The 23,319-nt window shown below is 42.7% G+C and carries 25 protein-coding genes and 1 riboswitch; of the genes, 6 read left to right on the plus strand and 19 right to left on the minus strand.

Annotated elements, in window-relative coordinates:
* Nucleotides 1–49: 49 nt before the first annotated feature.
* Nucleotides 50–251, minus strand: a riboswitch (cobalamin riboswitch).
* A gap of 151 nt (nucleotides 252–402) precedes the next feature.
* Complete coding sequence (gene trmA / locus OCV11_RS15905) at nucleotides 403–1,509, plus strand: tRNA (uridine(54)-C5)-methyltransferase TrmA (RefSeq protein ID WP_261894009.1); 1,107 nt, start codon at nucleotides 403–405, stop codon at nucleotides 1,507–1,509.
* Between the two features lie 42 nt (nucleotides 1,510–1,551).
* On the opposite strand, the gene OCV11_RS15910 is transcribed toward trmA, so the two are convergent.
* Both OCV11_RS15910 and fabR read right to left on the minus strand, forming a co-directional pair.
* Complete coding sequence (locus OCV11_RS15910; RefSeq protein WP_261894010.1) at nucleotides 1,552–1,929, minus strand: YijD family membrane protein; 378 nt, start codon at nucleotides 1,927–1,929, stop codon at nucleotides 1,552–1,554.
* Nucleotide 1,930: 1 nt separating this feature from the next.
* Entirely contained in the window at nucleotides 1,931–2,566 is a 636-nt protein-coding gene (gene fabR, locus OCV11_RS15915) for an HTH-type transcriptional repressor FabR (RefSeq protein WP_261894012.1), read from the minus strand.
* A gap of 333 nt (nucleotides 2,567–2,899) precedes the next feature.
* On the opposite strand from fabR, the gene sthA reads away from it, so the two are divergent.
* Nucleotides 2,900–4,300, plus strand: a complete 1,401-nt coding sequence (gene sthA, locus OCV11_RS15920) for a Si-specific NAD(P)(+) transhydrogenase (protein WP_261894013.1) — start codon at nucleotides 2,900–2,902, stop codon at nucleotides 4,298–4,300.
* 62 nt (nucleotides 4,301–4,362) lie between these two features.
* Here sthA and dinF read toward each other — a convergent pair whose 3' ends face one another.
* The 4 genes from dinF to OCV11_RS15940 all read right to left on the minus strand — a co-directional run bounded on the left by dinF (nucleotide 4,363) and on the right by OCV11_RS15940 (nucleotide 7,748).
* Nucleotides 4,363–5,703, minus strand: a complete 1,341-nt coding sequence (dinF, locus tag OCV11_RS15925; RefSeq protein WP_261894015.1) for an MATE family efflux transporter DinF — start codon at nucleotides 5,701–5,703, stop codon at nucleotides 4,363–4,365.
* A gap of 63 nt (nucleotides 5,704–5,766) precedes the next feature.
* Nucleotides 5,767–6,585: a class I SAM-dependent methyltransferase gene (locus tag OCV11_RS15930; RefSeq protein WP_373332797.1), complete on the minus strand. Its 819-nt coding sequence runs from the start codon at nucleotides 6,583–6,585 to the stop codon at nucleotides 5,767–5,769.
* Nucleotides 6,586–6,665: 80 nt separating this feature from the next.
* The gene (gene lexA, locus OCV11_RS15935) at nucleotides 6,666–7,295 is read right to left on the minus strand and encodes a transcriptional repressor LexA (protein WP_261894018.1); all 630 of its coding nucleotides are present in this window, start codon (nucleotides 7,293–7,295) and stop codon (nucleotides 6,666–6,668) included.
* Between the two features lie 90 nt (nucleotides 7,296–7,385).
* The gene (locus OCV11_RS15940) at nucleotides 7,386–7,748 is read right to left on the minus strand and encodes a diacylglycerol kinase (protein WP_261894020.1); all 363 of its coding nucleotides are present in this window, start codon (nucleotides 7,746–7,748) and stop codon (nucleotides 7,386–7,388) included.
* 211 nt (nucleotides 7,749–7,959) lie between these two features.
* Between OCV11_RS15940 and plsB the strand changes: the two genes are divergently transcribed.
* A complete protein-coding gene (gene plsB / locus OCV11_RS15945; protein ID WP_261894022.1) occupies nucleotides 7,960–10,389 on the plus strand; it encodes a glycerol-3-phosphate 1-O-acyltransferase PlsB in 2,430 nt (809 codons plus the stop codon).
* A gap of 56 nt (nucleotides 10,390–10,445) precedes the next feature.
* Here the strand turns inward: plsB and ubiA are convergent, their stop codons facing one another.
* On the minus strand, nucleotides 10,446–11,300 hold the full coding sequence (gene ubiA, locus OCV11_RS15950) for a 4-hydroxybenzoate octaprenyltransferase (protein WP_261894024.1): 855 nt from the start codon (nucleotides 11,298–11,300) through the stop codon (nucleotides 10,446–10,448).
* Nucleotides 11,300–11,839 (minus strand): chorismate lyase, encoded by a 540-nt coding sequence (locus tag OCV11_RS15955; RefSeq protein ID WP_261894026.1) that lies wholly within the window; start codon nucleotides 11,837–11,839, stop codon nucleotides 11,300–11,302. The genes ubiA and OCV11_RS15955 overlap by 1 nt, the downstream gene beginning before the upstream one ends.
* 162 nt (nucleotides 11,840–12,001) lie before the next feature.
* Between OCV11_RS15955 and OCV11_RS15960 the strand changes: the two genes are divergently transcribed.
* Complete coding sequence (locus OCV11_RS15960) at nucleotides 12,002–12,412, plus strand: flagellar basal body-associated protein FliL (protein ID WP_261896324.1); 411 nt, start codon at nucleotides 12,002–12,004, stop codon at nucleotides 12,410–12,412.
* Between the two features lie 24 nt (nucleotides 12,413–12,436).
* On the opposite strand, the gene glpG is transcribed toward OCV11_RS15960, so the two are convergent.
* The 6 genes from glpG to ftsY form a co-directional block, all read right to left on the minus strand.
* Nucleotides 12,437–13,279, minus strand: coding sequence for a rhomboid family intramembrane serine protease GlpG (gene glpG, locus OCV11_RS15965; RefSeq protein WP_261894028.1), 843 nt, complete (start codon nucleotides 13,277–13,279; stop codon nucleotides 12,437–12,439).
* Nucleotides 13,280–13,285: 6 nt separating this feature from the next.
* Complete coding sequence (gene glpE / locus OCV11_RS15970; protein WP_261894029.1) at nucleotides 13,286–13,609, minus strand: thiosulfate sulfurtransferase GlpE; 324 nt, start codon at nucleotides 13,607–13,609, stop codon at nucleotides 13,286–13,288.
* 399 nt (nucleotides 13,610–14,008) lie between these two features.
* Nucleotides 14,009–14,863: an RNA polymerase sigma factor RpoH gene (rpoH, locus tag OCV11_RS15975; protein WP_261894030.1), complete on the minus strand. Its 855-nt coding sequence runs from the start codon at nucleotides 14,861–14,863 to the stop codon at nucleotides 14,009–14,011.
* Nucleotides 14,864–15,030: 167 nt separating this feature from the next.
* Nucleotides 15,031–15,999 (minus strand): permease-like cell division protein FtsX, encoded by a 969-nt coding sequence (gene ftsX, locus OCV11_RS15980; protein ID WP_261894032.1) that lies wholly within the window; start codon nucleotides 15,997–15,999, stop codon nucleotides 15,031–15,033.
* A complete protein-coding gene (gene ftsE, locus OCV11_RS15985) occupies nucleotides 15,989–16,663 on the minus strand; it encodes a cell division ATP-binding protein FtsE (protein ID WP_261894033.1) in 675 nt (224 codons plus the stop codon). Before ftsE ends, ftsX begins: the two co-directional genes overlap by 11 nt.
* A gap of 41 nt (nucleotides 16,664–16,704) precedes the next feature.
* Entirely contained in the window at nucleotides 16,705–17,877 is a 1,173-nt protein-coding gene (ftsY, locus tag OCV11_RS15990) for a signal recognition particle-docking protein FtsY (protein ID WP_261894034.1), read from the minus strand.
* A 205-nt stretch (nucleotides 17,878–18,082) separates the two neighbouring features.
* Between ftsY and rsmD the strand changes: the two genes are divergently transcribed.
* Together rsmD and OCV11_RS16000 are read left to right on the plus strand one after the other, a co-directional pair.
* Nucleotides 18,083–18,682 (plus strand): 16S rRNA (guanine(966)-N(2))-methyltransferase RsmD, encoded by a 600-nt coding sequence (rsmD, locus tag OCV11_RS15995; protein ID WP_261894036.1) that lies wholly within the window; start codon nucleotides 18,083–18,085, stop codon nucleotides 18,680–18,682.
* Nucleotides 18,679–18,945: a DUF1145 domain-containing protein gene (locus OCV11_RS16000; RefSeq protein ID WP_261894037.1), complete on the plus strand. Its 267-nt coding sequence runs from the start codon at nucleotides 18,679–18,681 to the stop codon at nucleotides 18,943–18,945. The genes rsmD and OCV11_RS16000 overlap by 4 nt, the downstream gene beginning before the upstream one ends.
* A gap of 39 nt (nucleotides 18,946–18,984) precedes the next feature.
* Here the strand turns inward: OCV11_RS16000 and OCV11_RS16005 are convergent, their stop codons facing one another.
* The 5 genes from OCV11_RS16005 to OCV11_RS16025 all read right to left on the minus strand — a co-directional run bounded on the left by OCV11_RS16005 (nucleotide 18,985) and on the right by OCV11_RS16025 (nucleotide 23,139).
* Nucleotides 18,985–19,572 carry a YhgN family NAAT transporter gene (locus tag OCV11_RS16005; protein ID WP_261894038.1) on the minus strand — a complete coding sequence of 196 codons (588 nt, stop codon included), beginning with the start codon at nucleotides 19,570–19,572 and terminating at the stop codon, nucleotides 18,985–18,987.
* 77 nt (nucleotides 19,573–19,649) lie between these two features.
* Nucleotides 19,650–19,886: a YecH family metal-binding protein gene (locus OCV11_RS16010; protein WP_261894039.1), complete on the minus strand. Its 237-nt coding sequence runs from the start codon at nucleotides 19,884–19,886 to the stop codon at nucleotides 19,650–19,652.
* 98 nt (nucleotides 19,887–19,984) lie between these two features.
* Complete coding sequence (locus OCV11_RS16015; RefSeq protein ID WP_261894040.1) at nucleotides 19,985–20,614, minus strand: lysoplasmalogenase; 630 nt, start codon at nucleotides 20,612–20,614, stop codon at nucleotides 19,985–19,987.
* Between the two features lie 915 nt (nucleotides 20,615–21,529).
* On the minus strand, nucleotides 21,530–21,901 hold the full coding sequence (locus OCV11_RS16020; RefSeq protein WP_261894041.1) for a DUF4145 domain-containing protein: 372 nt from the start codon (nucleotides 21,899–21,901) through the stop codon (nucleotides 21,530–21,532).
* Nucleotides 21,902–22,107: 206 nt separating this feature from the next.
* The gene (locus OCV11_RS16025; RefSeq protein ID WP_261894042.1) at nucleotides 22,108–23,139 is read right to left on the minus strand and encodes an acyltransferase; all 1,032 of its coding nucleotides are present in this window, start codon (nucleotides 23,137–23,139) and stop codon (nucleotides 22,108–22,110) included.
* Between the last annotated feature and the right edge of the window lie 180 nt (nucleotides 23,140–23,319).

Below are 23,319 nucleotides of genomic sequence, written 5' to 3' on the forward strand. Positions count from 1 at the left end.
TACTTTTTCCTAGATCGCGTTAAAGTCACTGAGTCTGGGCTATATGCCTCTTTTATCTCAGCTGTTGGCAGGTATTCGGACTTAAGAGCTGTTATCCTACTTACTCGACTTCCCACAAAAAGCAGTGTCATCAAATGAGCTTTCGTTCTCTATTACCGCTGCGCGTCAGTTCCGGAGTTACACCAGATTCCCTTTTAAGTAATAAATAGCCGTCTAGGCATCTAAATTACACCAACTTATCTGCGATACTATGGAGCTATTCTAATATTGTCTAGAAAAGATTTATTAGATTATTCTTTTTTACATAATTGGATGAATAAGAGTGGGACAAAACTGGACATGAGCCTGGTATTGAATAAAATCTGCGCTCTGAAATAACGCACACCATAAAAAGGTAATGTAATGGCGACTCTTGATGTCAACCCTAACCGCTACTCTGAACAGTTAGCAGAAAAAGTCTCTCGTCTGAATGAGATGTTTGCTCCGTATAACGTACCCGAGTTAGAAGTATTCGAGTCTCCAAGTCAGTTTTATCGTATGCGTGCTGAGTTTCGTGTATGGCATGAAGGTGAAGACCTTTACTACATCATGTTCAACCAAGAAACTCGTGAAAAGTACCGCGTTGATCAATTTCCTGCAGCAAGCGAACTGATCAATCAACTGATGCCACGCCTGGTCGAAGAGTTGAAGAAAGAAGATGTATTGCGTCGTAAGCTCTTCCAAGTCGACTTTCTATCTACTTTAAGCGGTGAAATTCTTGTTTCTCTGCTGTATCACCGTCAATTGGAACAAGATTGGATTGATTTGGCGAAAGCACTAAAGCAAACACTCACTGACGAGGGTTACAACGTTAACCTGATCGGTCGTGCGCGTAAGATGAAGATTGTTTTGGATCGCGATTACGTAGTAGAAAAATTGCACGTAAATGGTCAGCCATACATCTATCAACAAGTAGAAAATAGCTTTACTCAGCCTAATGGCTCAGTGGCACAGAAAATGTTGGAATGGGCCGTTGATTGTACTCAGGGTAGCCAAGGTGACTTACTTGAACTGTACTGCGGTAATGGTAACTTCTCATTAGCACTTGCACAAAACTTTGACCGAGTATTAGCGACAGAGTTGGCCAAACCTTCTGTTGATTCAGCCCAGTACAATATTGCTGCGAACAAGATTGATAATGTGCAGATCATCCGAATGTCCGCAGAAGAGTTTACCCAAGCAATGGAAGGAAAACGCGAATTTCGTCGTCTAGCAGATAATGGTATTGATCTAAAAAGCTACAACTGCAATACCATTTTTGTCGATCCTCCACGCTCTGGCATGGATATCGACACGTGCAAAATGGTCCAAGGTTACGAACGCATTATGTATATTTCATGTAACCCAGAAACACTTAAAGAAAACCTAGAAGTACTGAGTGAGACACATAAAGTCACTCGCTTCGCTCTATTTGATCAGTTCCCATATACCCACCATATGGAAGCCGGTGTCTTCTTGGAAAGAAAGTAGTTTCTTCCATTTCATAAAAAAACGAGCCAGCGGCTCGTTTTTTTATTTGTTCTCTTTGCGTGACAGAAACCCGAGCTTCTTACCAATCCATAACACCAACACCAGCAGAATAATCAGAGAAAAGAAGTTAGACCCTGCCTCTGGATACTGAGCCTTCAGAAATGCCGAATGGCCGAATGCACCGACAAAAAAACATGCCAGTCCGACTAGAGGGACATCCTCTGCGATAGGATGACGTAAATATTCTTGATAAAGAGCTTGTAGCGTTAATACTAGAGCAATCAACGGAAAGATAGAGAACGAAACCTCGCTCATTGTAAGCCAAGATAAAATGGCATCCCCACACATCCCCGCAATAAGCGCTAGGACCAGCGTTTTTCTTTCCGAACCTGGATTGGATTTGTCATTTTGCGCCGACATTTTATTCATCCTTTACTAAATTGTGTTCACGTTCTTTGCGATACCAATGTGCCCCTTTGGCAATCATTCGTAACTGCTTAATTAAGCGAATAGCCAATTCTTCTCGCTCTTGGCGATTGAGATCTAACGCCTCAGCTCCGGAAGAAAACACCAAAGTAACCGATGCTTCTGCCTGTGTTTCAGCCTCAGAACGATGCATCCCCATAGCAACAAGATATTCAGCCAACTCAGCAGAGAAATGCTGAATTTCTCTGGCAACTGCTGCACGAAACTCAGAAGAGGTGCCAGAGCGTTCACGAAGTAATAAACGAAATACGTTAGGGCTATTAGAGATAAACTCCATGAAAGTTTCAACCGATGTTCGAATGACACTGCCCTCTTTCACAATCCGTTGACGAGCTTGGCGCATAAGTTGACGCAATAGCAAGCCGCCTTCGTCCACCATGGTCAGGCCCAATTCGTCCATATCTTTAAAGTGACGATAAAATGAGGTAGGTGCTATACCAGCTTCCCGAGCAACTTCTCGAAGACTTAGGTTCGAGAAACTTCTTTCGGCGCTCAATTGACTAAATGCCGCGTCAATAAGCGAACGACGAGTCTTTTCTTTTTGCTGGGCGCGGATTCCTGTGGATTTCATAGGGAATCATTTCTCGATTAAGGAAACTATGAACCATACTATAACCTGATTACGCGCATTGTCTAAGTAACAAAATAAGTTGCCTGATTCGGTAAACGCTTGATCTACCCATTGAGACAACTCGCTGTTATTTAACATCAAATTTTGATGATGGCAGATAAATCACCTGCAGAGTGACTATTAGCAACTTAGATGAAAGTAAACTAAACACATTCCCGTTTAAAAAAATAACAGCGTGATCCTGACCACTGTGTTACGTCCGTTCAGTTTTCATACGTTTCAAGTGGGTTAATATAAAGAAACAACAATGTAAACAAAAAGAAAGGATTTCCAATGACACCCAACAACCATTTTGACGTGATCGTTATCGGCAGTGGTCCCGGTGGCGAAGGTGCTGCCATGGGCCTAGCTAAGGCAGGTAAAAACGTTGCAATAATAGAAAAAGAAAACAGCGTTGGCGGCGGGTGTACTCACTGGGGAACCATTCCATCAAAAGCACTGCGTCATGCCGTCAGCCGTTTTATCGAATTCAATAACAACCCTCTTTTTTGTAAAAACCGAACCAGCCTTCACGCTTCCTTTTCCGATATTCTGGGTCACGCTAAAAGTGTCATAGATAAGCAAACTCGCTTAAGACAAGGCTTTTATGATCGTAACGATTGCACCCTACTCTTTGGTGCTGCCAAGTTTGTCGATGCACATACCGTAGCCGTGCAAGACAAAGAAGGGGGGATTGAACACTATTCTGCTGATAAATTCGTTATCGCGACAGGCTCTCGTCCTTATCGACCGAAAGATGTCGACTTCAATCACCCACGAGTATATGACAGTGACTCCATTCTCAGCCTCAATCACGATCCTAAACATATCATTATTTATGGTGCAGGGGTCATTGGTTGTGAGTACGCATCGATATTTAGGGGCTTAGGCGTTAAAACCGACTTAATTAATACTCGCGACCGTTTACTTTCTTTTCTGGACAACGAGATTTCAGATGCGCTGTCTTACCACTTCTGGAATAGCGGCATCATCATCCGTAACGATGAAACTTACCAGTCGGTTGAGGCCAAAGACGATGGGGTTATCTTGCACCTGAAATCAGGCAAGAAAATGAAAGCCGACTGTCTTTTGTTCGCTAACGGCCGAACAGGTAATACTGAACAGTTAAATTTGACTGCGGTAGGACTAGAAGCAGACCCTCGAGGGCAGTTACAGGTTAATCAGAATTACCAAACGGAAGCTGAACACATTTATGCCGTGGGAGACGTGATCGGTTATCCAAGTCTTGCTAGTGCAGCCTACGACCAAGGACGATTTGTTGCTCAAGCAATTGCCTTCGGCCAAGCTTCTAGCCAACTGATTGAAGACATTCCAACAGGAATTTACACCATTCCAGAAATCAGCTCTGTTGGACGTACTGAACAAGAACTGACAGCGGCAAAAATACCGTATGAAGTAGGACGCTCATCTTTTAAACATCTTGCTCGAGCACAAATTTCTGGTAAGGATGTCGGCAGTCTAAAAATCCTGTTTCATCGAGATACCAAGCAAATACTTGGCATCCACTGTTTCGGTGAACGCGCTGCAGAAATTATCCATATCGGCCAAGCCATCATGGAGCAAAAAGGCGAAGCTAATACCATCGAATATTTTGTTAACACGACCTTCAACTATCCAACCATGGCTGAAGCTTATCGTGTTGCTGCATTAAATGGTCTGAACCGACTTTTCTAATGCTATCAACGAAAGAACCCGCCACTTTGTTAGGCGGGTTCTCTATTTACCAAAGTTGAAAGTTACAAGAAAAATCGTTGCTGACGCCATTGCACAGTCATCACCACCGCGAGAGTTAACCCCCTCATGGCTAAAAAGCTAAGCATTGCTAACCACAATCCATGATTTCCCCAATCTCGAGTAAAAAATAAGGTCATAAAGAAAGTTAGCGCTGCGACAAACATACTGTTGCGCATCTCTTTTCCCTTCGTCGCACCAATAAAGATTCCATCTAGTAGAAAACACCACATACTGATGAGAGGCATAGCCACCAGCCAAGGCAAATAATTCATGGCACGCTGATGTACTGCGGGAATGTCGGTAATCAAACCAACCAAGTAATCCCCTGTGAAGCCAAATACCAGGGTTAAGCACAAGCAAATCACCAAGCTCCAAAATGCCGTTCCAATCATCGCTTCTTTCAATTTTTCAGAGCTTTTAGCCCCGACCGCTTTGCCAACCATCGCTTCCATTGCATAAGCAAATCCATCCATACCGTAGGAGATGAACATCAGGAAACTCATTAACACGGCATTGGCGGCAACAGTTTGGTCACCCATCGCCGCTCCCCTAAATGTCATGAAACTAAAGACCAGCTGCAAACAAAGAGTACGAAGAAAAATGTCGCGATTTAACTTGATAAAACGTCCCAGCCCATGACTGACCTGCTGCCACAAAGCGTTAGGTATTGGTAAGTGGTTTTTTCGCCAATAACGAACCACACACCATAATGCAAACACCGTCCCTACATAGTCAGAAATCACGGAGGCAAGTGCAGCCCCTTCTACTTTCCAATCCCAAACGACAACAAACAAAAGATCCAGCAGAATATTGACGACATTGGTGATGATCACCATCCACATCGGAGCTTTGGCATTTTGGGTTCCCAATAACCAGCCCAATAACACGTAGTTAGCTAGCGCTGCTGGAGCACTCCAAGCCCGAATTGTGAAATATTCAAAGCCGTACTGCTTTACTTCAATACTCGCTTGGCTCCAATGAAATACGGCTTGAGCAACCAAACGATGTACCAGCAAAAAGCCTGCCGCCAATACTAAAGACATTACCAGCCCTTGAATTAGGACTCTTACGAGTTGCTCTGAATCTTTACTACCGACAGCTTGAGCAGTTAATCCGGTCGTCGACATCCGCAGAAAGCCTAATAACCATAAGGTAACACTGATCATGGTGCTGCCCAGAGCTACACCACCTAAATACCAAGCATGCTCTAAGTGACCGATCACAGCAGCATCGATTAATCCTAATAAAGGGACGGTAATGTTGGATAACACCATCGGGATGGCAAGCCAGAAAACTTGCTTATGAATGGTTCGATTAGTCAGAGTTTGGAGAATAAATTGCACACTTTGCCCTCTTTGTTGTTAAGCAAAGTGTATCTAAGTAAACAGGATTAGACTATTACGTTATCACCAACGTAATGTCGTAACGACAGGAGTTAAACGATACTTGTAATTAGAAAGCTTGCTAAGCCATCGCTGCCATAACTTCCATCTTGGACAATAGCGATCAAACGGAGAAAGCACAGACACACTGGTAAGCCAAGGCAAACAATTAAACATGGCATCTTTGGCACTTGAAAAACCATGTTGATATTCTCCAGAACCCATTTTTTGCCCAAGCTGAGTGGCACTCTTATCGCCAGCGAGCACGATACAAGCAACCGCACTCGAAAAATGCAGCCCTAAAGCATGAACAAAGTCCGCTACTTCATTGGCGTTGCAATCTAGGAGCGCATGCTCACATACGATCATGACAGGGGCATATTCAGGGACAGGAAGAGATTCAAACCAATTAAGCTGAGTCACGCTTCCACAGACATTATGGTAACGTTCACTGCGGTGGAAAAGCTTTTGCCGCCACAGTAGTGTTTCACTGACATCTAACTCAATCCAGTGACAGCGGCCATTATCAATACGATAAAAACGGGTATCAAGACCAGCCCCCACATTGACGATCCATCCATCAGGATGAGCATCAAGGAAACAACGAACTTGTTGATCACACAATTGAGTTAATGTGGCATGAAGTAACTGCTTCTGGTTAATATCACCAATTAAGCATTCGGGAGCAAGCTGACAACGCAAACATGCAGTAGCGGCAATCGGATCATAGATTAAACCGTTATCAGCCAAGCTTTCTCTACTACGTAACCACAGAGGTTGAACGAGATTGGTTGGGATCTGATAACGTTTTTTGGATGAATTGGAATCAGCAGACATTATCATCTTCCTTATGAAGTCACATGAAGATGATAATGAATATCAATTAGATTGGCAAGTTAATGAGAATAGATCTCAGATGAAAGTCACATCCAATCGGTATTGCGGATAATACCAACGGCAATACCTTCAATGGTAAGTTGCTGACAGGTAAGATCAACTTCAATCGGTGCAAAGTCATCATTTTCAGCATGCAGCAACACTTTTGAACCTTGACGCTCTAAGCGTTTAACCGTGACATCATCTTCGACACGAGCAACCACAACCTGACCATTACGCACATCTTGAGTTTTATGCACCGCCAACAAATCGCCATCCATGATCCCAATATTCTTCATACTTTCGCCATGGACACGAAGTAGGAAATCAGCATTAGGTCTAAACATATTCGGATCAACTTGGTAATGAGCTTCAACATGCTCTTGTGCCAAGATAGGTTCGCCGGCAGCCACTCGACCAATCAACGGCAACCCAATGTCATCAGGTGCATCATTAGCTGCAGATTCCAAAAGAATACGGATGCCGCGAGACGCTCCGGGAACAATTTCAATGGCTTGCTTTCTTGCTAAAGCTTTCAAATGTTCTTCAGCAGCATTCGCAGAACGGAAGCCCAATTCACGAGCAATTTCAGCACGTGTCGGTGGCATTCCTGTTTCATCGATTTTGCTTTTGATCAGATCAAAAACTTCTTGTTGGCGTGGCGTTAACGGCTTCATAATTCACCTGTCTGTTTATACAGTTGCCTGTGAGTATATCCAGTATTTGGCGAAATGAAAAGCCAATTGGTTACTTTTTAATTGATCGGCTTAAAAGAACACAATATCAATCCAAATGTATCCGGCGATCAGCATGGCAATAAACACCGCTGCAGATCCCATATCCTTCGCTCTTCCTGCCAGTTCGCTGTATTCACTGCTGATTCGATCGACCACCGCTTCAATCGCGCTATTCAGTAGCTCAACTAACATCACAAGGAAAATTGAACAGATCAGCAGAATACGTTCAATCTGAGTCACATCCAACCAACAAGCTAATGGAATCAAAATACACGCGAGAATAACCTCTTCACGAAATGCCGCCTCATTTTTAAATGCGGCCACCACTCCTTGATAGGAATACTTACCTGCTTTAATAATACGCTTGAATCCTTGGGGATTTTTCTTGTACACAAATGACTCCATAAAACGCAAAACAATAACAACATTTCACTGCATATTGACGTTGATAATTGCCAATTAAGTTAACAGGTTTGACCAGTTCTGCTATTCTTGCTACCACAAAAACCGTCAAATTCGCGCATATTATGATGTTCGCAGCTATATAAGCAAGACTCTGATATGCATAAAGAATAATAGCATTTTCTTGAGGCTCAGAACTTTTATGTCTTCTGGACACACCTTAACTCGTTCACTATTGGCATTTCCGTTAAAAGCATTGGTGAAAGGCACAGTTATACCATCGAAACCTATCGATGACTTGGGTATCAATATTACCAAACCCATCGTCTATGCCCTACCATTTCGTTCTAACGTTGATCTGCTAACCCTGCAACGATATGCGTTGTCGCTCGGTTTACCTGATCCGCTAGAACCTCTTGAAATCAATGGTCATACTTTCAGACGTTATGTCTATATTTCCTCTCGACCAGGTGTATTCAAAAAACATAGTCATATTCCAAGTAATTCGATCCAACAGTTCTCTGCGCTGCTAAAAGAGCATCAAAACGACAGTGAGTTGGATGTCCAAGTGTTACCGACCACGGTACTTTGGGGACGTAAACCTGGCAAGGAAGGACAACATAAGCCGTATCTGCAAGCCTATAACGTGATGCAAAAAGGCTATGTTGTCATGAGCGCTGGTCGTGACTGTCTAGTCAGATTTAGCCCTGTTGTATCCATGCGAGCTATGGCCGACACTCATGGCACAGACACAGCGATCGCCCATAAATTGGCTCGAGTCGCTAGAATCCATTTCTCCCGCCAAAAACTGGCGGCATCAGGTCCTAACCTTCCAGAACGATATCGCCTATTTGAACGCTTGATGAACTCACCTGCGATCGTCAAAGCGATTGATGATGAAGCGAAAAGTAAAAACATCTCCTTAGACAAAGCTCGTGCGGAAGCTCTGAAAATTCTCGATGAGATAGCAGCTGATTTCTCCTATTCGCTTGTGAAAAAAGGCGACAAACTCTTAGGGTGGCTTTGGAATCGTATTTACCAGGGTCTCAACATTAATAATGCAGCCACCGTACGACGACTTGCACAAGATGGGCATGAAATTGTTTATGTCCCTTGCCATCGTAGCCACATGGACTATTTGCTGCTTTCCTATGTTCTTTTCCATGAAGGCATGGTTCCACCACATATTGCTGCTGGTATTAATCTTAACTTTTTCCCTGCAGGCCCACTGTTTCGTCGTGGCGGTGCGTTCTTTATTCGTCGCAGCTTTAAAGGTAATAAACTCTACTCGTCGATTTTCCGTGAATACTTGGCCGAGCTTTTTGCTAAAGGCTATTCAGTAGAATACTTTAGTGAGGGAGGCCGCTCCCGCACAGGTCGTCTACTTCCAGCGAAAACAGGTATGTTGGCGATGACGATACAAGCTATGTTACGTGGTTTAAATCGCCCAGTTACCTTGGTTCCCGTCTATATCGGATACGAACACGTGATGGAAGTGGGTAGTTATGCCAAAGAGTTGAAAGGCAGTCGTAAGGAAAAAGAGAATGCGGGCTTAGTCATTCGTACTATTCGCAAATTACGTAATTTCGGCCAAGGCTATGTCAACTTTGGTGAACCAATTACGCTCAATCACTTCTTGAATGAGACATGTCCAGATTGGGCACAATCTATCGACCCACTTGGAGCAAGTAAGCCACAATGGATGACTCCGGTTGTCAACGAGCTTGCCGATAAAATGATGACGCATATTAATAGTGCCGCCGCCGCGAATGCGATGACTCTGTGTGCAACTGCCCTACTTGCATCTCGCCAACGAGCGTTATCTCGGGATAATTTGATCAAGCAGATTGAGTGTTACCTTGAGCTATTACGCCAAGTGCCTTACTCCTCAACCTGCACTATCGCTCAAGGTAGTGCAACAGAGTTAGTCGATCACGCCTTGTCACTTAACAAGTTTGTCGTCGAAACAGACAACATCGGAGACATCATCTCTTTGGATCGCAAACAATCGATCCTGATGACCTACTACCGTAATAACATTATCCATTTACTGGTACTACCTTCGCTGATTGCTCAAGTGGTTATTCGTTATCAATCTCTACCAAAACAAGCCGTGATTGACGCAGTACAACGTATTTACCCGTTCTTAAAACAGGAACTGTTTATTGCCCACGACAGCACAGCAATTCCAGGTTTGGTTGAAAAATATCTTCTGGAGCTTGAGCGACAAAACCTGATCACGATTGAAGCAGAAAGCGTCAATCTCAATCAAAGTCATACTCAAGTCTTGATGCTGCTTGGTCGTACGATTTCAGAAACTCTGCAACGTTATGCGATTACATTAAACTTGCTCGCAACCTATCCAGAATTGAGCAAAGCCAATTTGGAGAGTCATAGCCAAGAGGTTGCTCAGCGATTAGGTCGATTGCATGGAATTAACGCCCCTGAATTCTTTGATAAAGGCGTATTTGCTTCGTTGTTTGTGACGTTAAAACAGCAAGGTTATATCGATAGCGATGGTAATTGTCAGCTCGAACAGAGCCAACAATTTGCTAAAGAGCTCTATCAACTGCTTTACCCAGAGGTGCAGTTAACCATTCAAGAAAGCATTTACCAAGTTGAACTTAACTGATTCATTCAAAAGCAAAAGGCATCTCAATCGAGATGCCTTTTTAGTGGCCAAATACATTACAGGAACGAGATCAATAAACCTACTGCTATCGCCATGCCCACGTAATTGTTATTGAGAAAAGCGGTGAAACAGAGCTCTCTGTTACGATGGCGAATCAAGTGTTGCTGATAAACAAACAAGCCTCCAGCCACCAATAAAATCCAGTAGTAGATAACCCCCAACTGCAACTCCCAACCGAGCATAATCAGCATCACTAAGGTTACCAGTTGCAACACACCGATAATCAGTTTGTCGAATCGACCAAACAAAATAGCGGTTGATTTGATACCAATTTTTAAATCATCGTCTCGGTCGACCATCGCATATTGAGTGTCATAAGCGATAGTCCACAATACGTTGATAACAAAAACAAACCACGCTAATGCAGGCAGCTCGCCCGATTGAGCCGCGAATGCCATTGGAATTGACCAACTAAACGCTAAGCCTAAAAATAACTGTGGCAGATTGGTATAACGTTTCATGAAAGGATAGATAAACGCCAGAATGATGCCAAAAAACGACAGCTGAATCGTCAGAGAATTCATGGTCAAAACCAGAATAAACGAGAGCAAAGAGAGACCCAAAAATAGAGCGACAGCTTCTTTCGAAGTGACTATCCCAGATGGTAAAGGACGATTACGGGTACGTTTTACGAATCCATCCACTTTTCGATCAGCGAAATCGTTAATCACACACCCAGCAGAGCGCATCGAAAATACACCGATGATAAATACCACCAACACCTTCCAATCTGGAATACCCTTTGCTGCTAGAATCAATGCCCAGATTGTTGGCCACAATAACAACAAAGAACCTATTGGACGATCCATGCGCATCAACTGCCAATACGCGCGAGCCTTAACCAAGGACATCAGATTCTCTCCTTTGAATACACTGGGGACTGAGGCAAAAATATTTCTGCCACCAACATAGGTTTATGATTCATCCATAACCGCGAACGCCTTGCCAACAAGCGCCCATGAGCTGTGATTACCCACCCAACTTGTAGCGCGTCACGATGCACATTATCAGCACTGAAGACAGTAAGTCCAAGTGGCCTGTCTCCCTGCTTAGAGAGATCATGCTGTGGATCACGAATTGTGCTCTCTGGAATCAAAGTTCGGCCAATTACCCAAGGGGTATCATCTCCTTGAAGAACCACTTCTCTTAACCAACACGTCTCAGGTAGCAGCAACGATTGTTCATCCTCGGATAAACATTCTTGTGCAATAGGTTGATTATTTAACACATTCACTTTAAGTTGTTGACAATACTGAGCTAACAGGCGAGACAAAGAGCCTTGTTCCAGAACAGTTTGCACGTGAATACCCTCCGGGAAAGAAAAACTTTCAGGTTCCTCCCAGAGTGTTGAGCGTATTGCAGATAGATAGAGCGAAGTTGACTGATTCATACTAATATTTCTATATGACGGGTTTTCCGCCATATGGCAAAGTTAGATAATGCCAAAGCATTACAATACGTTGCCTATTTTAACGGATTGATAGTAACGCTTATTGTAACAAGACTCGAGCCTTTCGAATATCGCCAACCGACTAAAGAAAAGACGCCCATTATGTTAAAACGTTTGCTAACCGGAAGTTTATTAGCCATCACTCTGGTTGTTCCTTTTTCCTCGATGGCAGAGCCAGAACCGACAGCACCTAAGTTAGCCTACTTTACTTTAGAGCCAGATCTCACGACCAACTTTTACACCAAGGGTAAAAAGCTTGGCTATATCCAAGTGAGAATTGACATCATGGTCGCTAGCGATGCTGACCTACCTATCGTAGAGAGACATCAACCACTCATTAGAGATGCCGTTGTGGAATTGCTCGGGGAACAGAGCGAAGACACGATTAAATCACTCGCTGGTCGAGAAGACTTGCGTAAAACATTGGTTGAGAAGTTAAACAACATTCTCCTGCCAGAAACCGGTCGAAAAATTATCGCCGATCTACTATTTACTAAGTACATGTACCAGTAAATCCGCTTTCCCTCTCTCATGTTGTTAAACATCAGAGGGGGATTTCAAACGCCACGCATCACCTAGCCCAAGTACCACGCCTGCAGCTAACCCTGCTAAATGGGCCGTATTCGCAATCGCCATAAACGGCTGAACAAAACCTAAAACCAACCAAATCAACATAAAACCGATAACGGAATTAGGTAAACTTAAACCTCTATGGGGCGCTTTCCAGTTCATCATCCAGATGTAACCTAATAGCGCATACACCACGCCAGATAAACCACCAAAGTTGGCGCCATCAACCCAATATTGCGCAGCACCAGAAACCGCAGCCGACACAACAAACAGTTTCGCAAGCGTCACACTGCCGATACGTTTCTCAATATTCCCACCAAGGTCCCACCACCATAATAAGTTAAAAGCGATATGCATAACTGAAAAATGCAACAACGCATGACTCACCCAACGCCATAATTGCCATTGTTGATCGGCATAAGCTGGGAAATGGAGCTCCTGAAAAATAGCACGACCCAAGCCAAACTGTTGCAGTAGAAAAATAGCAATAGCAACAACCATGACAAGTAGAGTCAACGGCCCAGCACGGCTTTTGATCATGCCAAGCAAGCTTGGTGAACGATAAGAAAATTTAGGCGTGTGATCGTGAGTGATCGTCCAAGATGCTTCCTGATATTTAGGATCATTTGGATGATGGAGAAAGTGCTCAAGTTCTAACAGCACTTCCTCTTGAACTGATGGTTCCGTTAACCATAACGAAAACTGACCTTCCCCTTCAGAAAAGAGCTGAATCTGAATGTGGCGCGTCGCCATATAGTCAATAAATGCTTGGGCCATACGCGGATTATTTAGAGTGATCAGTTTTATCATGGATTACTACATGCTCTGTTCAACGGGTAAATTTGCTCGGTGCCACGCTTCAAAACCACCATCAACACTATAGACCTGCTCAAACCCTTGATTCACCAGATATTGAGCTGCACCTTGGCTACTGTTGCCATGATAACACATGACCAAAACGGGTTGATCAAACTCCGTGCTTTCCATAAAAGCATGCAGTGTTTCATTGGTTAAGTGAAATGCTGTTTTCGCGTGTGCCACTTGATATGACTGAGGATCGCGGATATCCACTAACACGGCTTCTTTCGTCTCAATTAAGCTTTGCGCATTCGCAACATCAATATGTATAAACTGGTCCATGAGCTGACTCTCAATATTAGAATTTTTTGATGGAACACATTGTAACCTATCCAGTCATCAACAAGTACACTGGCATAGTAAGGTTATCCCCTCATTAAGACTTTAGTCGAGATTGTGGATAAATCTGTGGATTGCGTTGATAAAGTGTCTATTTGATTTTCGATCCACAACATCTTGTAATGATCCTTATTTTGTTGTGTGTAAAACAAAACATATCCCCAAATCCAAAATGCCGTTAATCCCTTTATTTACCCTGTTTGATGACAGCTCGTAAATAAATTTATCACAGACTTATCCACAGATTTGACACGATATTTTGATCACATTTTGTGATCGGAAATAAAAAAAGGCTGAGATCAATGATCTCAGCCTTTTTCGTTTTTGGTCTGCTTGGCGGCATTAAAATTCGCCTACAGCTTCCTTCAATTTCTTCATGGCGTTCTTTTCAAGCTGGCGAATACGCTCAGCAGAAACACCATAGGCATCAGCCAAATCTTGCAATGTTGCTTTTTGGTCATCCAACCAACGTGAACGCACAATATGCTGACTACGTTCATCTAGCGTTGCGAGTGCTGCCGTTAGACGTTGTGTGGTGTGATCTTCCCAGTTCTGGGCTTCAAGATTATCCGCAAGATCGGAGTTCTTATCTTCTAGATACAACACAGGTGCTGTGTAAGACGAATTTTCGTCATCATCAGCAGACATCTCAAAAGTGGCATCTTGAGCAGCGAGTCGAGATTCCATCTCACGCACTTCTGATGGTTCTACACCGAGCTCTTTCGCTACTGTTTCTACTTCACCGTTATTGAACCAACCCAAACGTTTTTTCGATTTACGTAGGTTGAAGAACAATTTACGTTGAGCTTTGGTTGTCGCAATTTTCACAATACGCCAGTTACGTAGTACGTATTCGTGAATTTCAGCTTTGATCCAGTGCACAGCAAATGAAACCAGTCTCACCCCAATCTCTGGGTTAAAACGTTTTACTGCTTTCATTAGGCCGATGTTACCTTCCTGAACCAAATCTGCCATAGGCAAACCATAACCAGAGTAACCTCGAGCCACATGAACAACGAATCGAAGATGAGAAAGGATCAACCCTTTCGCTGCCTCAATATCACCTTTGTAATGTAACCGCTCTGCAAGCGACCGCTCTTCCTCTGCAGTTAGCATTGGGTAGCTATTCACTGAACGAATATAGCTATCTAAGCTATCTTGCGTTACTAGAGCCATTGGATACGTTTGGTTAGTCATTCAATCCCTCATCAATTTCTGATCTGGAGCCACTATAACCCGATTATGCTGAACCCAAAATGAATAGAGTTCAAGCGCAATCGGTTATTATGCATAAACAATTATAATAAACAAGTCAAGACTTGTTAACATATTGTCTGAACATCAATTACTAAGACTCAAAATGATTAAACAGGTTCAATCTCTTTTAGATGACGATTTGCCGAAACTTTCGCTGCCACACAACCGATAAACGTACCGAGCATCAAAAGTAATAGCGACTCATCCCAACCTAAACCGAGCAAGCGGAAGTGACTATCGTACAGACGAGCCAAATCCTCGACTGCGCTATTAAGTAGTAATGTAATGATCGCCGTCATCAACCAAGCGACAATCGAACCCAAGAAACCGAACCACATCCCTGAGTAAACGTAAGGACGCAGGATAAAGCCATCTGTGGCACCAATCAGCTTCATGGTTTGAATTTCATTTTTGTTTGATTGGACATTGAACCTCAATGTATTTCCTACAATCAGAAATACCGATGCCAACATCAATACAGACAAGCTGATCACCAAAATGCTCGCCAAATTGCGAATCGCATCTAAGCGAGATAACCAATCTTCATCCAGTCTAACGTCAGTAACGTTCTCCTGTTTTTGAATATCTGTCGCGATCGCTTTAATTTGCTGTTTTTGTTCAACACTCGGCGTAATCATCAGCACCGCTGGTAATGAATTAGCATCCAATAAACTGATGGCTTGCTCAAAGCCCGCGTTCGAACTGAGATCCTTAAGTCCCTGCTCTGAAGAAATGTACTCAACTTTCGCCACATCATTACGACGCTCCAAATCATCCTTTAACAGCATGATGCGAGCTTCGGGCGTACCTTCCGCTAAGTACACACTGATTTGTGAAGAGCTAGCAACTTGATGGGAGACAGAAGCGATATTTTTACTGATAAGGTAAAAACAACTTGGCAAAGTGAGTGCCATTGATATCACGGCCAAAGTTAATAAATTCCCCAGTGGGCGTTTCCACAACTGGTGAAATGACTCTTTAGCTTGTTTGATCTGAACTTTAAAGTAACCATCTGTCTTCATCCTTTTTCCAGGATTCGACTTAGGCTCCTTTCTTGGTTTCAGCTTATTGGCCATAATCTTGTACCTCACTCAAAAAGCCTTGGTTTAACTCAAGGTGTCGATATTGAGGACGAGTGTTAACCAAATTGATGTTATGCGTAGCGAGGAGAATCGTTACTCCTGCACGATTGAACTCTTCAAACAATCGCAAAATACGATTCGACAGTTCAGGATCAAGGTTACCGGTAGGCTCATCAGCCAACAGCAAGGTAGGTCGATTTACGACGGCACGAGCAATACCGACTCGCTGCTGCTCACCACCCGATAGTTGGCTAGGTAAGCAGCGAGCCTTATCCAATAACCCTGTCTTATCCAGGGCAGCAGAAACACGTCGTTTAATTTCTGCTTCACTTGCCGATTCAATTCGCATTGGCAAAGCCACGTTTTCGAAAACGGTGCGATCCATCAAAAGACGATGATCTTGAAAAACGATACCAATATTACGCCGTAAAAAAGGAATATCCCGATTTGGAATACGAGTGATGTCATGATTATTGAAGCTTATTTTACCGTCAGTTGGGCGCTCAATAGCACAAATCAATTTGAGTAGCGTACTTTTACCAGCCCCAGAATGGCCACCTAAAAAGGCCATTTCACCACGGCGTAAATGGAAATCTACTTTTTGTAATGCTTGCCGCCCACCCCTATAGGCTTTACTCACTTGTTGAAATCTAATCACACATTATTCCTCATAGGCCTGCGTCAGGAATTCCTATTCAATTATTCGTCTCGGCTAAATAGCGCATCGATAAACTGTTGGGTTTCAAAAGGTCGAAGATCATCAATCCCTTCACCGACACCAATGTAACGGATTGGAATCTGGAACTGATCGGCTAACGCAAAAATAACGCCGCCTTTAGCCGTACCATCCAATTTGGTTAACGTAATTCCCGTTAGTGGCGCAGCTTCGGTAAACAACTTGGCTTGGCTAATCGCATTTTGACCAGTACCGGCATCTAACGTCAGCATGATCTCATGCGGAGCGCTATCGTCGATTTTCTTCATTACGCGCACAATCTTACGCAGCTCTTCCATAAGGTTGCTCTTGTTTTGCAAGCGACCTGCGGTATCGGCAATCACCACGTCGTAACCGCGTGCTTTTGCCGCTTCGATAGCATCGTAAATGACAGAAGCGCTGTCTGCGCCAGTATGTTGAGCAATAACAGGAACGTTGTTACGTTGCCCCCAAACTTGCAGCTGTTCTACCGCAGCAGCGCGGAAAGTATCGCCTGCCGCTAACATCACTTTCTTACCATCCGCTTGGAACTGCTTAGCAAGCTTACCAATGGTGGTCGTTTTACCTACGCCATTTACACCTACCATCAAAATGACATAAGGAGTTTTGGCTTGGTCGATTACCAGCGGCTGTTCAACCTTAGCAAGAATTTCAGCCATCTCTTCTTTAAGCAGGCCATATAAAGCTTCACCGTCACGCAACTCTTGACGCGATGCTTTCTCTGTCAGGCTATTAATGATTTTTGTGGTGGTATCCATACCCACATCAGCAATCAATAACTGCTCTTCTAGTTCTTCGAAGAGATCATCATCAATTTTTTTGCCTTTAAATAGGCCAAAGAAGCCAGCACCAATATTGGCTTTAGTACGACTCAAACTGCGCTTTAGGCGTGCAAAAAAGCTTTCCGTCGGCTTTTCTTGCTCTTTGAGTTGAACTTGAGGCTCTTCTATTTCTTCAATAGTTTCAACGGATTCGGCATTCAACTCTTCAGTTGACTCTAATACCTCTTGGGAAACCTCAGTTAATGGCTCCTCGACAAGAGACTCCTCAATAGCTTCTGGTGCGTTTTGTTCTACTTCGGTCGACTGCGGTTGTTTAGATTCATCATCGCCAAAGCCGAGCCACGACAGTAAGCCACGCTTCTTTTTTTCGGTCATCAGGGAATATCCTAGATTTGCTTAACTAACTATGACTCTTTTCCTAGAGAATTATCCCCCTAAAGAAAAGAAATAATGACAAAGCAGTGAAAACTTTTACGTTCACTTGGTACACTTTGCCATAATTTTTAATTCATTTGCCCATTACCAGCCAAATTACTGGCAGGGTGGCTATAGTAACACTTAATTAGCGGTCAAAAAATCTATGGCAAGACGTCCTCAACAAAAACCAGTAGCGAAAGCGGCAACCCCAGGCCAAGTTAGAATAATCAGTGGGTTATGGCGAGGTAGAAAACTTCCTGTGCACGACGCACAAGGCCTACGTCCAACAACCGATCGAGTTAAAGAAACTTTATTTAACTGGTTAGCAATGGAAATCCCAGCGGCACGTTGCCTTGATGTTTTTGCAGGTTCTGGTGGTTTGGGATTTGAATCTGCTTCTCGCCAAGCAAAACATGTCACTATGTTGGAGATGAACCCTCAAGCTTACCAACAGTTAAAGAAAAATGTGGCAGCACTGAAAGCAGAGAATATTGAAGTTCATAATACCGATGCATTGCAGTTTTTAGCGAAAGCTGGCGAACCTTACGATATCGTTTTTATCGATCCACCATTTCGCCAAGGATTATTAGATGCCACCATTGAGCGTTTAGAACAAAATGGCTGGCTAAGTAGCAACGCATTCATCTATATCGAATGCGAGAAAGAGTTAGCGATGCCTACTTTACCAAACCACTGGGAATTACATCGTGAAAAAGTGGCAGGACAAGTCTGTTATCGCCTTTTTGCAAGGAATCAGGAATGAAAGCACTCATCATAGCTGCAAAAATTTGCATCGGATTAGTTTGGTTAGTTCTATTATTGAATATCGTTATGCCGTTTCCTGGCAAGGCAGCGATTGCGCTATACATCATGGCCGTTTTTCTATTTATGATGCATGGCCTACAAATGCTTATTTTTATCGGTGCCTTTGGTGATAAGGTCAAAACCTCTGGCTGGGAAAAATGGTCGATCTTATTATTTGGCATCTTTGCTTTACTCGATATTCGTCGTAAGCACATGATGTAAAAAAACCGCCGAAAGGCGGTTTTTTCATAGTGAATCGACTTACATCCCCATATAACTTTTCACACCATCGAGGAACATTTGGGTTGAGATCATCACTAAGAGCAATCCCATTAAACGTTCAACCGCTTTAAGTCCTCGCTCACCCAATATTTTATGGAAGAAGCGATAAAACATTAAAACACCCGAAGTGCCAATCCAAGCTAATAACACCGACATCGACAGTTCAAACATTCGTGTTGGATACTGACTTGATAACAGCAACAGCGCAGCGATCACCGAAGGCCCAGCAATCATAGGAATCGCCATTGGAACAATAAAGGGTTCTTCACCGGCCGCTAATCCGGTAATACTGCCCGCACTAGGAAAGATCATTTTTATCGCAATGATAAAGAGGATAACCCCTCCAGAAATACTTAACGTTTCTGGTTGAACATGCAAAAAGCCCAAAATGGATTTTCCGGCGAAAAGAAACAACATCAAAATAACTAAAGCCGCCAAAAGCTCTCTTATCAGAATTGTTCGTTGTCGTTTTTTATCAAAGTGCTTAAGAATTGATAGAACCACTGGCAAATTACCCAATGGGTCCATAATGAGAAACAGCATAGTTGCCGCTGATATAATTTCCATAATGCCTCAATACTGCGTACAGTTTGACGCAGTATAGCAATGGAAAATGAAGAATTCGATTAAGTAGATAAACCGAATTAATGCTGACAAATTTTCTCTTTGTTCAAAGACCAAATACCGTCATTAACTAACACCTTGTGATGCTCTTGGAGAAAAGTGAATAGCGCATCGACGGACAGATCTTGTAATTTACAGGTATGAAATACCACATCATCACCAAACTCTTGTGCAATCCAGTCGCGAAGCCCTGCTTCATCCATCGGATTAACATCAAGTTGATTAAGCACTTTGTGAGCATGTACGTTGCGGGTCATAGTTTATCCTCATCTGAGAGACTCTGCATTTGAGTCTCTCTAACTTAGTTATGTAAGGATAAATTATGCAAAAATGACAGGCGTTGCTTTGATGTAACTCAGTTAAGCGTCAGAACGGCTTGAACAACTAAACATTGCGCTAGGAAGTAAAAGCCTGAAATAAAGTACTCCCCACCTTTAATCTCCTGACGACGTTCATGAATGGCCAACATCAGCCATGAAACAATAAAGCAAATTGCCCCAAGAAAGCCACATAGTGAAGCTGACGTCCCCATTTTTAACCATGCCTCTCCTGCTGCCCATGCCATTTGCAACAGTACAAGCCCCATAATCATGACAGGGAAAATGAGCTTATCGAGTTGAGGTAGTAACAGAAAAAAAGCCACGATACCGGTCGCGATCAGCAAAGCTGGCATCCACCAGACAATCGTTCCAGATAATTGCAACCAAAAGGCTTTACTAACGAGGAGTTGAGCGACTAAAAATGAGCAGAAGCTGACTTTGGAGTAAGGTCGAAAAAAATGCAGTCCATCAGCAGCGATTGACACCAATAAACTAGCCAAAATCCACTGACCAGATGCAGACAAACCAGAGGAGTGAGTGAGCAATAATACGCACAGCAACCCCAACGCTATCGTTTTAAAAATAAGACTTTGTTTTTTATCGTTATTCTTGAATGAATAGATACTCACGTATCCAGATAATGCAACAGAAATCCAGCTCCACATGCCTATTGCCTCTTCACTTCGATGTCGCCAGTGTAGAGATGCAAACGCGTAAGTCCAGCAAAGAAGAAAAAAACTTCGATCTAGGTTACTAACCTGCCTAATTCGCATTTTTTTAAAAGCAATCGAACATCTCACTATTAGTGCGCCAACACTCCACAAAACAGAACATTAGCAATAAAACCTCATACAGATAAACAAAATCACTATAAAAACAAAGAAATAAACGCAAATTGAGACCTAAAAAACCAAACAAATCATAATCAAATAAAAACAAAAATACCTTAACAAACAAAAACTTAATAATATTAAAAATATAGAAACCGTTTGCTTTACCTTTTAAACAAAAAATCCATCTTAAACAAACAAAATAACAAGATAAATTTGAAAAATAATTATACAAATGCGAATCGATATCATCTAAACAAGATAAAGTACGTAAAAGTCGAATTTTAACTTCACACTGGCACAACCTTAGCACTAAGGTCTAAAAGCATAAGAAACAGAATAGTGACAATAAACAACCAAACAAATTAATACCTATAAATCATAAAGTTATATTAATTTTTCCTTGAAAAACTCACACAAACTCACTTTATGTACAGGGCAAAACTACCAGTAAACTTGCCGCATAAGTCGCATTTTTGGCATGTTACTGTAGTAATTCTTACGTAATCTTTACCTGACCGCTTGATCGGATGGATAAAGTGATGCTATTCTTCTATTCATATTATGAACAGTAAATAAGGAGCGGTGTTATGATTTCTTCATCTCAAAAACAGGGATTAGTCATGATTGCAGTGATCATTGGCCTGATGACACTGCCTATGATGTACTGACCATCTGTTTTACAAATAAAAAAGGACGCTTTGCGTCCTTTTTTATTGCCAAATTTTTAATAATTCCCAGCCATATCTGTTACCAGCGCACATGCTGATTCAACAAATCCCAGTGGGCGTAATAAAAAGCCAAAGCGATTAACGTCATGATCGTCATCAAGGACAGAGCAATACGCCAAACAAAACGTCCACTTCGAGGTGTTAACTCTTTTTCACATTCTTTACAGGCTAAAAAAAAGTTATCGGATTTATCCAAGTGTGCATTCGGCGTCTGATTCAACTCTTGACTCACCTGAGCAATAAAATGCAATTGGTCAGTTATCCGGTTGGGTAAGCGTTCCTGACAACTATCTACTAGCTGTTCTAACCCTTCACCTTGAGCGTGATACTGCTTACGCAACAAGGCCTCAAGCTTATGTATTCGTCGAACGATGTGTTCAATATCAGACATATTTCCTCCTCGCGACCTCGCCCATATACGCTCTCACTAGCGCACAAGTATGAGAAAGAGATTTCCGTTCTCTCTATTCGAAGTGTAGATAAAGTTTCTCACTTTGGGGTGTGACCTGATGCTCAAAGATGAAGTGTATTAAGATTATGAACGGAGAGGCACTGGAAATTTGATGCCTCTCCTACTCTTTTAAGGTAACAACTAGTTTAAGGTAACAACCAGCGCGTTTTGCTTGAGCGAGAGAAAAACCAACTTACCGCTAACGCGCAAGAACCACTCACGATTATCCACAATGGAATCACCCATGCTGGATGTCCTTGATGCCAACCGTAAGCTTTCATAGGCCATAAAAAGATAGGATGTAATAGATAAATACCCAAGCTGTGTTTGCTAATAAAACAGACCCATTGCTTGGCACGTCCTGACAACTTAGGTGCGAACGCTCGTCCTAAAATAAAGATCATACTGGCCGCAAGCACAACATTAAGCGTTTTATAGGATAACCATCGCCCGACAGAATAGTGACCTTTCACTGCGCTCAAATCGACGACGCTGTGAATCGTGAGATAAATTGAACTGCAACCTAGTAAAACGGCAATAGCCACAGTAAAACGGTTAATAGAGACCTTTTTGAACAACAGGTATCCCAAAGGTAGATAACCAGTGTAGAGCCAGATTTCCGAACTCCATGGACCATCAACGTGCAATAAGAACAGTGTTGTCGTGAGTAACCACAAACCAACAAAGAGCGACCATACCTTGAGCTCCTGATGATCTTCTATGTTGTTGTTAAGCCATTGCAAGAACGGGATAACGAAATAGAGTGGGATAAAGTAATAGAAGAAACCTAGATGATAATAGGTAGCATGATGAGGGCTATTACTTAGGGTTTCCATAGCGATATCTTGATGAAAACCTTGGGCATCTAAGCCAGATAACCCAGCGTAGAACAGCGACCACACGATAAATGGCACCACCACTTTACCCAAGCGGCGCTGAACATAATGACCAAATTCAAACGGTCGACGATCACTTAATAATAATGCCCCCGAGATTAGAATAAAAACCGGCACCGCCCAACGAGTTGCACCATTAACCGAAACGGCAGTCAGCCAATGGCCATCAGGGATGACTCCCATTTGATCTCGATAAGGTGCGAGGACATGAATCGCAATCACTGCCACAGCGGCGACACAGCGCAATAAATCAAAAAACAGAACGCGGTTTTCTTTTTCCATTCCTTATCTCTCTAAAACATATCATGCCACTACTATAGTGTCCGTCTGGGTTTTCTGTGTAAGACGGTAGTCAGTGGCAAGTTAACAATCCTTGTTCATAGTTACAGCCTATCAGAATAATAAATAAACTCCATTTTTCTTTAACAGCACAAATCCTTATTCTTACCTCAACAAAGAAAT

This window comes from Vibrio porteresiae DSM 19223 (assembly GCF_024347055.1).
Taxonomy (GTDB): Bacteria; Pseudomonadota; Gammaproteobacteria; order Enterobacterales; family Vibrionaceae; genus Vibrio; species Vibrio porteresiae.

Coding starts and splice junctions, on each gene's coding strand:
- OCV11_RS16015 (WP_261894040.1), bottom strand. CDS start 20,614: ATGTGGAGCTGGATTTCTGTTGCATTATCTGGATACGTGAGTATCTAT.
- OCV11_RS16005 (WP_261894038.1), bottom strand. CDS start 19,572: ATGGAAATTATATCAGCGGCAACTATGCTGTTTCTCATTATGGACCCA.
- trmA (WP_261894009.1), top strand. CDS start 403: ATGGCGACTCTTGATGTCAACCCTAACCGCTACTCTGAACAGTTAGCA.
- glpG (WP_261894028.1), bottom strand. CDS start 13,279: ATGATAAAACTGATCACTCTAAATAATCCGCGTATGGCCCAAGCATTT.
- ubiA (WP_261894024.1), bottom strand. CDS start 11,300: ATGTCCTTGGTTAAGGCTCGCGCGTATTGGCAGTTGATGCGCATGGAT.
- OCV11_RS15930 (WP_373332797.1), bottom strand. CDS start 6,585: ATGATAATGTCTGCTGATTCCAATTCATCCAAAAAACGTTATCAGATC.
- OCV11_RS16000 (WP_261894037.1), top strand. CDS start 18,679: ATGAAAGCACTCATCATAGCTGCAAAAATTTGCATCGGATTAGTTTGG.
- plsB (WP_261894022.1), top strand. CDS start 7,960: ATGTCTTCTGGACACACCTTAACTCGTTCACTATTGGCATTTCCGTTA.
- OCV11_RS15910 (WP_261894010.1), bottom strand. CDS start 1,929: ATGTCGGCGCAAAATGACAAATCCAATCCAGGTTCGGAAAGAAAAACG.
- rpoH (WP_261894030.1), bottom strand. CDS start 14,863: ATGACTAACCAAACGTATCCAATGGCTCTAGTAACGCAAGATAGCTTA.
- ftsY (WP_261894034.1), bottom strand. CDS start 17,877: ATGACCGAAAAAAAGAAGCGTGGCTTACTGTCGTGGCTCGGCTTTGGC.
- glpE (WP_261894029.1), bottom strand. CDS start 13,609: ATGGACCAGTTTATACATATTGATGTTGCGAATGCGCAAAGCTTAATT.
- sthA (WP_261894013.1), top strand. CDS start 2,900: ATGACACCCAACAACCATTTTGACGTGATCGTTATCGGCAGTGGTCCC.
- rsmD (WP_261894036.1), top strand. CDS start 18,083: ATGGCAAGACGTCCTCAACAAAAACCAGTAGCGAAAGCGGCAACCCCA.
- OCV11_RS16020 (WP_261894041.1), bottom strand. CDS start 21,901: ATGTCTGATATTGAACACATCGTTCGACGAATACATAAGCTTGAGGCC.
- lexA (WP_261894018.1), bottom strand. CDS start 7,295: ATGAAGCCGTTAACGCCACGCCAACAAGAAGTTTTTGATCTGATCAAA.
- fabR (WP_261894012.1), bottom strand. CDS start 2,566: ATGAAATCCACAGGAATCCGCGCCCAGCAAAAAGAAAAGACTCGTCGT.
- ftsX (WP_261894032.1), bottom strand. CDS start 15,999: ATGGCCAATAAGCTGAAACCAAGAAAGGAGCCTAAGTCGAATCCTGGA.
- OCV11_RS15960 (WP_261896324.1), top strand. CDS start 12,002: ATGTTAAAACGTTTGCTAACCGGAAGTTTATTAGCCATCACTCTGGTT.
- OCV11_RS15955 (WP_261894026.1), bottom strand. CDS start 11,839: ATGAATCAGTCAACTTCGCTCTATCTATCTGCAATACGCTCAACACTC.
- OCV11_RS16010 (WP_261894039.1), bottom strand. CDS start 19,886: ATGACCCGCAACGTACATGCTCACAAAGTGCTTAATCAACTTGATGTT.
- OCV11_RS16025 (WP_261894042.1), bottom strand. CDS start 23,139: ATGGAAAAAGAAAACCGCGTTCTGTTTTTTGATTTATTGCGCTGTGTC.